Annotated in this window: 7 protein-coding genes; all 7 read left to right on the forward strand. The window is 59.9% G+C overall.

Translation table 11 applies throughout. The features are described 5' to 3' along the window. The first annotated feature begins 51 nt into the window (after window positions 1-51). On the forward strand, window positions 52-228 hold the full coding sequence (locus tag FFS64_RS29175) for a hypothetical protein (RefSeq protein WP_003176118.1): 177 nt from the start codon (window positions 52-54) through the stop codon (window positions 226-228). Further along, the gene (locus tag FFS64_RS29180; RefSeq protein ID WP_171017157.1) at window positions 212-3,166 is read left to right on the forward strand and encodes a sensor histidine kinase; all 2,955 of its coding nucleotides are present in this window, start codon (window positions 212-214) and stop codon (window positions 3,164-3,166) included. Before FFS64_RS29175 ends, FFS64_RS29180 begins: the two co-directional genes overlap by 17 nt. Before the next feature lie 22 nt (window positions 3,167-3,188). After that, window positions 3,189-4,628, forward strand: a complete 1,440-nt coding sequence (locus tag FFS64_RS29185; protein WP_137808188.1) for a sigma-54 dependent transcriptional regulator — start codon at window positions 3,189-3,191, stop codon at window positions 4,626-4,628. Between the two features lie 734 nt (window positions 4,629-5,362). Continuing rightward, entirely contained in the window at window positions 5,363-6,763 is a 1,401-nt protein-coding gene (locus FFS64_RS29195; protein ID WP_095196567.1) for a polynucleotide adenylyltransferase PcnB, read from the forward strand. Window positions 6,764-6,766: 3 nt separating this feature from the next. Further along, window positions 6,767-7,252 carry a 2-amino-4-hydroxy-6-hydroxymethyldihydropteridine diphosphokinase gene (gene folK / locus FFS64_RS29200; RefSeq protein WP_137808189.1) on the forward strand — a complete coding sequence of 162 codons (486 nt, stop codon included), beginning with the start codon at window positions 6,767-6,769 and terminating at the stop codon, window positions 7,250-7,252. 364 nt (window positions 7,253-7,616) lie between these two features. Then, window positions 7,617-8,417 (forward strand): 3-methyl-2-oxobutanoate hydroxymethyltransferase, encoded by an 801-nt coding sequence (gene panB, locus FFS64_RS29205; RefSeq protein ID WP_095196569.1) that lies wholly within the window; start codon window positions 7,617-7,619, stop codon window positions 8,415-8,417. Next, complete coding sequence (panC, locus tag FFS64_RS29210; RefSeq protein ID WP_137808190.1) at window positions 8,414-9,274, forward strand: pantoate--beta-alanine ligase; 861 nt, start codon at window positions 8,414-8,416, stop codon at window positions 9,272-9,274. The genes panB and panC overlap by 4 nt, the downstream gene beginning before the upstream one ends. The last annotated feature ends 193 nt before the right edge of the window (window positions 9,275-9,467 follow it).

A 9,467-nucleotide genomic window follows, 5' to 3' on the forward strand; every position in this document is an offset into this window, starting at 1 on the left:
GTTACCATCGCCGCACGTTTTCGGGCACGCGCATAAAAAAGAGAGGCCGGGATGTACATCTATCGCTTGGTCCTGCTCCTGGTAGTGGGGATTTATCTGTTTTCCCCGGCCATCATGGATTGGTGGATCGACGCCACTGGCGCCTGGTATCGCCCTTATCTGCTCTGGCTGATCCTGATCGTCGTGACCTTCATCCTGCAGAGCCAAAAAGATGCCGATGAGCTTTAGCCTGACCCAGATGATCCTGATCAGTGCCGCGTACCTGGCGGTGCTGTTCGGCGTGGCCTGGATCAGCGAACGGGGCATGATCCCCCGGGCGATCATTCGCCACCCGCTCACCTACACACTGTCGCTGGGGGTCTATGCCAGTGCCTGGGCGTTTTATGGCACCGTGGGCCTGGCTTATCAGTACGGTTACGGTTTCCTGTCCAGTTACCTCGGGGTGTCCGGGGCATTCCTGCTGGCGCCGGTATTGCTGTATCCGATCCTGAAGATCACCCGCACTTATCAGCTGTCGTCCCTCGCGGACCTGTTCGCGTTCCGCTTCCGCAGCACTTGGGCCGGCGCGCTGACCACGATTTTCATGCTGGTCGGCGTACTGCCGTTGCTGGCGTTACAGATTCAGGCGGTGGCCGATTCAATCGGCATCCTAACCCGTGAGCCGGTGCAACACCGCGTTGCCCTGAGTTTCTGCGCGCTCATTACGCTGTTCACGATTTTCTTCGGCTCCCGGCACATCGCCACCCGCGAGAAACATGAAGGCCTGGTCTTCGCGATTGCCTTCGAATCGGTGATCAAGCTGATCGCTCTCGGCGGCGTCGGACTGTATGCGCTGTACGGTGTGTTCGACGGCCCGCAACAGCTGGAGCTGTGGCTGCTGCAAAACCAGACGGCCCTCGCCGCCCTGCACACGCCGTTGCAGGAAGGCCCGTGGCGCACGCTGCTGCTGGTGTTCTTCGCCTCGGCGATCGTGATGCCGCACATGTACCACATGACGTTCACCGAGAACCTCAACCCTCGCTCGCTGGTCAGCGCGAGTTGGGGCTTGCCGCTGTTCCTGTTGCTGATGAGCCTGGCGGTGCCGTTGATTCTTTGGGCGGGGCTGAAACTCGGGGCTACCACCAACCCGGAATACTTCACACTTGGCATCGGCATTGCCGCCAACAGCCAGGCGTTGGCATTGCTGGCGTATATCGGCGGGCTGTCCGCCGCCAGCGGCCTGATCATCGTCACCACCCTCGCGCTGTCGGGTATGGCCCTGAACCACCTGGTGCTGCCGCTGTATCAGCCGCCGGCGGAAGGCAATATCTACCGCTGGCTGAAATGGACGCGTCGGGCATTGATCGTCGCGATCATCATGGCCGGTTACGGTTTCTACCTGTTGCTGGGCGCGGAGCAGGACCTGGCCAACCTCGGCATCGTCGCGTTCGTTGCCACCTTGCAGTTCCTGCCGGGCGTACTCTCGGTCCTGTATTGGCCAACCGCCAATCGCCGCGGCTTCATCGCCGGCTTGCTGGCCGGGATCCTGGTGTGGCTGGTGACCATGCTGCTGCCGCTGGTCGGCAATCTGCAGGGCTTCTACATCCCGCTGTTGAACATGATCTATGTGCTGGACGACACCAGTTGGCACATGGCGGCGATTGCCTCGCTGGCCGCCAACGTGTTGATGTTCACCCTGATCTCGCTGTTCACCAACGCCAGCACCGAAGAGGCCAGCGCCGCGGAAGCCTGTGCCGTGGACAACGTGCGTCGCCCGCAACGCCGCGAACTGCATGCCGCCTCGCCTCAGGAATTCGCCACACAGCTTGCCAAACCGCTGGGTGCCAAGGCTGCGCAAAAAGAAGTCGAGCAGGCCCTGCGCGATCTCTACCTGCCGTTCGACGAGCGCCGCCCATATGCCTTGCGCCGTTTGCGTGACCGCATCGAGGCCAACCTTTCCGGTCTGATGGGACCGAGCGTAGCCCAGGACATGGTCGAAACCTTCCTGCCGTACAAGGCTGGCGGCGAAAACTATGTCACCGAGGACATCCACTTCATCGAAAGCCGACTCGAGGATTACCATTCGCGTCTGACCGGACTGGCCGCCGAGCTCGATGCCCTGCGCCGCTATCACCGCCAGACCCTGCAGGAATTGCCAATGGGCGTCTGTTCGCTGGCCAAGGACCAGGAAATCCTCATGTGGAACAAAGCCATGGAGGAGTTGACCGGGATCGCTGCGCAACGGGTCGTCGGTTCGCGCCTGAGCACCATTGCCGACCCGTGGAAAGAGTTGCTGCAAGGTTTCATCAATGTCCCGGACGAGCACTTGCACAAGCAGCACCTGGCCCTCGACGGTCAGACCCGTTGGCTGAACCTGCACAAAGCGGCGATCGACGAGCCGCTCGCGCCGGGTAACAGTGGCCTGGTGCTGCTGGTGGAAGACTTGACCGAAACCCAGATGCTCGAAGACAAACTGGTGCACTCCGAGCGCCTGGCCAGCATCGGCCGCCTCGCCGCCGGCGTGGCCCATGAAATCGGCAACCCGATCACCGGCATTGCGTGCCTGGCGCAGAACCTGCGCGAAGAACGCGAAGAAGACGGCGAACTCAAGGAAATCAGCGGGCAGATCCTCGAACAGACCAAACGCGTGTCGCGCATCGTCCAGTCGCTGATGAGCTTCGCCCATGCCGGCAGCCATCAACACAACGACGAGCCCGTCTGTCTGGCGGAAGTCGCCCAGGATGCCATCGGCCTCCTGGCCCTGAACCGACGCAATTTCGAAGTGCAGTTCTACAATCTGTGCGACCCCGATCATTGGGTCGAAGGCGACCCGCAGCGGCTCGCCCAGGTACTGATCAACCTGCTCTCGAACGCCCGTGATGCCTCGCCTCCGGGCAGTGCAGTACGCGTCAAGAGCGAAGCCGGCGAACACACGGTCGACCTGATCGTGGAAGACGAAGGCAGCGGGATTCCATCGAGCATCATGGACCGATTGTTCGAACCCTTCTTCACCACCAAGGACCCGGGTGAAGGTACCGGTCTGGGCCTTGCACTGGTCTATTCCATCGTTGAAGAGCATTATGGACAAATCACCATCGACAGCCCGGCTGATGTTCAGAGCCAACGCGGCACCCGTATCCGGGTGACATTACCGCGTCATGTCGAAGCGACGTCCGCTGTGAACTGAGACCGTCGAGAGTATCGAATCAATGCCGCACATTTTGATCGTCGAAGACGAAACCATTATCCGCTCCGCCTTGCGCCGCCTGCTGGAACGCAACCAGTATCAGGTCAGCGAAGCCGGTTCAGTGCAGGAAGCACAAGAACGCTTCACCATTCCCACGTTCGACCTGATCGTCAGTGACCTGCGCCTGCCGGGCGCACCGGGCACCGAACTGATCAAACTGGGTCAGGGCACTCCGGTGCTGATCATGACCAGTTACGCCAGCCTGCGCTCCGCAGTCGACTCGATGAAGATGGGTGCGGTGGATTACATCGCCAAGCCTTTCGATCACGACGAAATGCTCCAGGCGGTCGCGCGGATCCTGCGCGATCGTCAATCGGTGCAAGCCAGCGGTGAGCCGGTGACCGGCAAAGTCGCCAATGGCGCGGCAAAAACGGGCATCGATAACAGCAACGGCGAGATCGGCATCATCGGCTCGTGTCCGCCGATGCAGGACCTGTACGGCAAGATTCGTAAAGTCGCGCCGACCGACTCTAATGTCCTGATCCAGGGCGAATCCGGCACCGGTAAAGAACTGGTGGCGCGTGCCCTGCACAACCTGTCGAAGCGGGCCAAGGCACCGATGATTTCGGTGAACTGCGCAGCCATTCCGGAAAGCCTGATCGAGTCCGAACTGTTCGGTCACGAAAAAGGCGCGTTCACCGGTGCCAGCGCCGGGCGTGCCGGTCTGGTGGAAGCAGCGGACGGCGGCACCTTGTTCCTAGACGAAATCGGCGAACTGCCCCTGGAAGCCCAGGCGCGCCTGCTGCGGGTGCTGCAGGAAGGCGAGATTCGACGGGTTGGTTCAGTGCAGTCGCAAAAGGTCGATGTGCGCCTGATTGCAGCGACTCACCGCGACCTCAAGAGCCTGGCGAAGATCGGCCAGTTCCGTGAAGACTTGTACTATCGCCTGCATGTGATCGCCCTGAAACTGCCAGCTCTGCGCGAGCGCGGTGCCGACGTCAACGAAATCGCCAATGCGTTCCTCGCAAGGCAGAGCGCGCGGATCAACCGCACCGACCTGAAATTCGCTCCGGACGCGGAACAAGCCATTCGCCATTACTCCTGGCCGGGTAACGTTCGTGAGCTGGAAAACGCCGTCGAGCGCGCCGTTATCCTGTGCGAGAGCCCGGAGATTTCCGCCGAGCTGCTGGGTATCGATATCGAACTGGGCGATCTGGAAGACGACGAATTCATCGGCCTGCCACCGCAACAGGGCAGCAACAACGCCGGTAACAACAACCACGAACCGACCGAAGACCTGTCCCTGGAAGACTACTTCCAGCATTTCGTACTCGAGCATCAGGACCACATGACCGAAACCGAACTGGCCCGCAAACTCGGGGTTAGTCGCAAGTGCCTGTGGGAGCGCCGTCAACGCCTGGGCATTCCACGGCGCAAGACTGGGGTCGCCAGCGAAAGCTGAACCGCCCCTGCCTGATGTGCGGGTAACGCGTGACTTTGTGAAAAAAATGTTACCTCAGGTTTTTCACGTAACAGAAGCCGGGGCTTACGGTAACGAAGCCCCGGCTTTTTTTCGCCTGCACTTATCCCATCAGACCGCCTAACCCCTTGTTTTACTGGGCTTTGCAAAAGTTGGCACGCACCCTGCTATATGTTTGGTACAAGAACAATAACAAGCAATGCACAAGACAATAAAAATAAGACGAATCGACTCACGCACAATAAAAACAAGACGGCGAGAGGCGCAGCTAACTGATTCTTTTGGAGAGGCGTTGTATTTGGGGCTTGCCCCACGACCAGGCCGAGAACAACAAAAAACTGTCATAAGACAGAGCCTGTACTGGTTGGATCGAGAGATCACTGCAATTCAGCGACCAAAGCAATCCGTTTGCTCTTGGCTCCCGATTGGGAGGGTCATGAAGGAAGCTTCATGGCGAGGGCACTCAACAAAAACAAGAAGCCCGAAACCAATAACAAAAATAGAGCATGCAACTACTTCTTGGGGAGCTTCGGCTCCCCTTGTAGTTTCCGCGATTCAAAAACCGCCTTGCATCCGCCTGTTTCCACCTTGAAACGTGCGGCTTACAGCTCATATCTGCTGCGTCCTACACCATCCCCCGACTAAATGCTAGAATCCCCGCCCATCATGCGGTCATTCTTCGTTTTGGCCGAACATTCCTTCAAACAGTGCATCCCATGCTGAAGAAGCTGTTCCAGTCATTCCGTACTCCCCTGCGTCGTACGCAACATATCCGCAGCACACCTGAAGTGCTCAACAGCGGCCAACATTCGCTGCAAAAGGCGCAATTCAGCCGTTACGCGGTGAACATCGTCGAACGCCTGCAGGGCGCCGGTTACCAGGCCTATCTGGTCGGCGGTTGCGTGCGCGACATGCTGCTCGGCATCACGCCGAAAGACTTCGACGTCGCCACCAGTGCCACCCCTGAACAGGTCCGGGCCGAATTCCGCAACGCGCGGATCATTGGCCGGCGCTTCAAACTGGTGCATATCCACTTTGGCCGCGAAATCATCGAAGTCGCGACCTTCCGCGCCAATCACCCGCAAAACGATGAGGAAGAAGACAGCAACCAGTCTTCCCGCAACGAAAGCGGACGCATCCTGCGCGATAACGTCTACGGCACCCTGGAAGAAGACGCGCAACGCCGCGACTTCACCATCAACGCCCTGTACTACGATCCGGTCAGCGAGCGCATCCTCGATTACGCCAACGGTGTGCACGACATCCGCAATCACCTGATCCGTCTGATCGGCGATCCGAAACAACGCTATCAGGAAGATCCGGTAAGGATGCTGCGGGCCGTGCGATTCGCGGCGAAGCTGAATTTCGGAATTGAAAAACACAGCGCCCTGCCGATCCGCGATCTGGCACCGATGCTGCGCGAGATTCCGGCGGCCCGCCTGTTCGAAGAAGTCCTCAAGCTGTTTCTCTCCGGCCATGCCGCAGACACCTTCGAGATGCTGGTCGACCTGCAACTGTTCGATCCACTGTTCCCGGCCAGTGCCGAGGCGCTGGAATACAACCCGACTTATACCCATACGCTGATCAGCGAAGCACTGATCAACACCGACCTGCGGATCAAGCAGAACAAACCGGTGACCCCGGCGTTCCTGTTTGCCGCCCTGCTGTGGCCTGCCCTGCCGGCTCGTGTACTGCGCCTGCAGGAACGTGGCATGCCGCCGATTCCGGCGATGCAGGAAGCGGCCCACGAACTGATTGCCGAACAGTGCCAGCGCATCGCGATTCCAAAACGTTTCACCATGCCGATCCGCGAGATCTGGGACATGCAGGAACGTCTGCCACGGCGCAGCGGCAAACGTGCCGACCTGTTGCTGGACAATCCGAGATTCCGCGCCGGTTACGACTTCCTGTTGCTGCGTGAAAGCGCGGGCGAGCAGACCGATGGCCTGGGCGAATGGTGGACGGACTATCAAGACGCCAACGACAGTGAGCGTCGCGACATGATCCGCGATCTCAGCGGCAAGGACGAAGGCACTGGCGCACCGCGCAAACGTCGCCGTAGCGGCGGCTCCAAGCGCAAGCGTGCCGCGGGCGTTTCGAGTACCACGGGCGAGTAATCCATGGAACGCATCTACATCGGCATGGGCAGCAACCTGGCTGCTCCCTCCGAACAGCTGCGCAACGCGGTCGCCGCCCTGGCGCAGCTGCCGCAATCGGAACTGATCGGGGTTTCGGCCTTTTATCAAAGCGACTCGCTGCTTCCCGGCCAACCGCGTTACACCAACGCGGTTGCCGCCCTCGACAGCACCCTCACGCCGCTGGACTTGCTCGATGCGCTACAAACCATCGAGAACGAGCAAGGCCGCGAGCGTCTTGAGCGCTGGGGGCCACGCACGCTGGATCTGGATATCCTGCTGTTCGGCGACCGACTGATCGACGAGCCTCGCCTCAAAGTCCCGCACTACCATATGCAAGAGCGAGCGTTTGTGTTGTATCCATTGGCGGAGTTGGCGCCTGCGGATCTGCGTCTGGCCGACGGCCGCAGTCTCACGCAATTGCTCGCTGCCTGCCCGTTCGTCGGGCTGGAGCGCCTCCCTACAAATTGACACAACACCCTGTGGGAGCGAGCCTGCTCGCGAAAGCAATCTTGAATTCACCCTCATGGTTGAATGTCAGACCGTCTTCGCGAACAGGCTCGCTCCCACATTGGCCTCGTGTCATTCCTACAGAATCTGCTGAAACGCATCAGCCCCCTTCGGTAACACCCTCCTCGTAACAATGCGGTAACACACGCAATTGACTTCCCGAGTTCTCCTCACGACTATAGGCGTCCCGATGCCGCCAACCCGGCACACAAGGGCGCAATCCAGGCCTTATAAGCACGACAGAAGACCGTGCGCCTGAGTAGATGACGAATCACGCGCGTTACTCGCAGTAGTTTCCATAGCGCCTGAACGAGGATTTTTTGACATGCCAGCCATCACCCTGACCACGCTCCAGAGCCTCAAGCAGAAAGGTGAGAAAATCACCATGCTGACCTGCTATGACGCGACCTTCGCCCACGCCTGCAATCAGGCTGGCGTCGAAGTGCTGCTGGTGGGCGACTCCCTCGGCATGGTTTTACAAGGTCACGACAGCACCCTGCCGGTCACCACCGCCGAAATGGCTTACCACGTAGCCGCCGTCAAACGCGGTAACACCGATGCGTTGATCCTCGCCGACCTGCCCTTCATGGCCTACGCCACCACCGAACAAGCCATGACCAACAGCGCCCTGCTGATGCAGGCTGGCGCGCACATGGTCAAGGTCGAGGGAGCATTGTGGCTGGCGGACTCGATTCGCCTGCTCGCCGAGCGCGGCATCCCGGTGTGCGCGCACATGGGCCTGACGCCGCAATCGGTGAACATCCTCGGCGGTTACAAGGTCCAGGGCCGCAATGAAAACCAGGCGCGGCAGATGCGCGCCGACGCGATTTCACTGGAACAGGCCGGCGCGGCAATGCTGTTGCTCGAGTGCGTGCCAAGCGAACTGGCCGAAGAAATCACTCAAGCGGTGAAAATCCCGGTAATCGGTATCGGCGCCGGCAACCGCACCGACGGCCAGGTATTGGTCTTGCACGACATGCTGGGCCTGTCCATCACCGGTCGCGTGCCCAAATTCGTGAAGAACTTTATGGCCGGCCAAGAGAGCATTCACGCGGCCTTGAGCGCTTACGTCACTGAAGTCAAAGCGGCGACCTTCCCTGGTATCGAACACGGATTTTCTGCATGAACACCGTAAAAACCGTACGTGAACTGCGGGCCGCTGTGGCCCGCGCCCGTGGCGAAGGCAAACGTATCGGCTTCGTGCCGACCATGGGCAACCTGCATAGCGGGCATATCGCGCTGATTACCAAGGCCACCCAGCGGGTGGATTTCGTGGTCGCGAGTATTTTCGTCAATCCGCTGCAATTCGGCGCTGGCGAAGACCTCGACAAATACCCGCGCACCCTCGCGGCCGATCAGGAAAAACTGCTCGAGGCCGGTTGCGACCTGCTGTTCGCGCCAACCGTTGAAGAGATGTACCCCGACGGCATGTCCGGCCAGACCCGCGTTAGCGTCCCGCAATTGTCCGAAGGCCTGTGTGGCGCCAGCCGTCCGGGGCATTTCGAAGGCGTGGCGACAGTGGTCAGCAAGTTGTTCAACATGGTCCAGCCGGATCTGGCGATTTTCGGCCAGAAAGACTTCCAGCAACTGGCGGTGATTCGCGCGCTGGTCCATGACCTGAACATGCCGATCCAGATCATTGGCGAGCCGACCGTTCGCGCGGCCGATGGCCTGGCATTGTCGTCGCGCAATGGATTCCTCAGCGAAGAGCAGCGTGCCGTTGCACCGCTTGTCTATCGCACCCTGAGCCAGATTGCCGATGCGATCAAACAGGGTGAGCGGGATTTCCCGGCGCTGGTCAGTGCGCAGATCAAACAGCTCGAAGCTGCCGGGTTGCGTCCGGACTACCTGGAGATCCGCCACGCGCTGACCTTGCGTCCGGCGACTCCCGAGGACCGGGACCTGGTGATTCTGGCGGCGGCGTTCCTGGGCACGACGCGGTTGATCGACAACCTGCACCTGAATCTCGATACGCCCATCTGAGCCCAACAAAACAATGTGGGAGCGAGCCTGCTCGCGAATGCGGTATGCCATTCAACAACTAGGTTGACTGATCCGCCGCTTTCGCGAGCAGGCTCGCTCCCACACTTGAACTGTTTTAGTGTCCACAACCCGATTCCGACCTGGGATAACACTCATGCACGCCATCATGCTCAAAGCCAAGCTGCATCGCGCC

Origin of the sequence: Pseudomonas sp. G(2018) (assembly GCF_005502415.1) — a bacterium.
Taxonomy (GTDB): domain Bacteria; phylum Pseudomonadota; class Gammaproteobacteria; order Pseudomonadales; family Pseudomonadaceae; genus Aquipseudomonas.

What these genes read in the sequence shown, in the direction of transcription:
- FFS64_RS29175 (WP_003176118.1), top strand. Translation starts at nt 52, where the DNA reads ATGTACATCTATCGCTTGGTCCTGCTCCTGGTAGTGGGGATTTATCTG.
- FFS64_RS29180 (WP_171017157.1), top strand. Translation starts at nt 212, where the DNA reads ATGCCGATGAGCTTTAGCCTGACCCAGATGATCCTGATCAGTGCCGCG.
- FFS64_RS29185 (WP_137808188.1), top strand. Translation starts at nt 3,189, where the DNA reads ATGCCGCACATTTTGATCGTCGAAGACGAAACCATTATCCGCTCCGCC.
- FFS64_RS29195 (WP_095196567.1), top strand. Translation starts at nt 5,363, where the DNA reads ATGCTGAAGAAGCTGTTCCAGTCATTCCGTACTCCCCTGCGTCGTACG.
- folK (WP_137808189.1), top strand. Translation starts at nt 6,767, where the DNA reads ATGGAACGCATCTACATCGGCATGGGCAGCAACCTGGCTGCTCCCTCC.
- panB (WP_095196569.1), top strand. Translation starts at nt 7,617, where the DNA reads ATGCCAGCCATCACCCTGACCACGCTCCAGAGCCTCAAGCAGAAAGGT.
- panC (WP_137808190.1), top strand. Translation starts at nt 8,414, where the DNA reads ATGAACACCGTAAAAACCGTACGTGAACTGCGGGCCGCTGTGGCCCGC.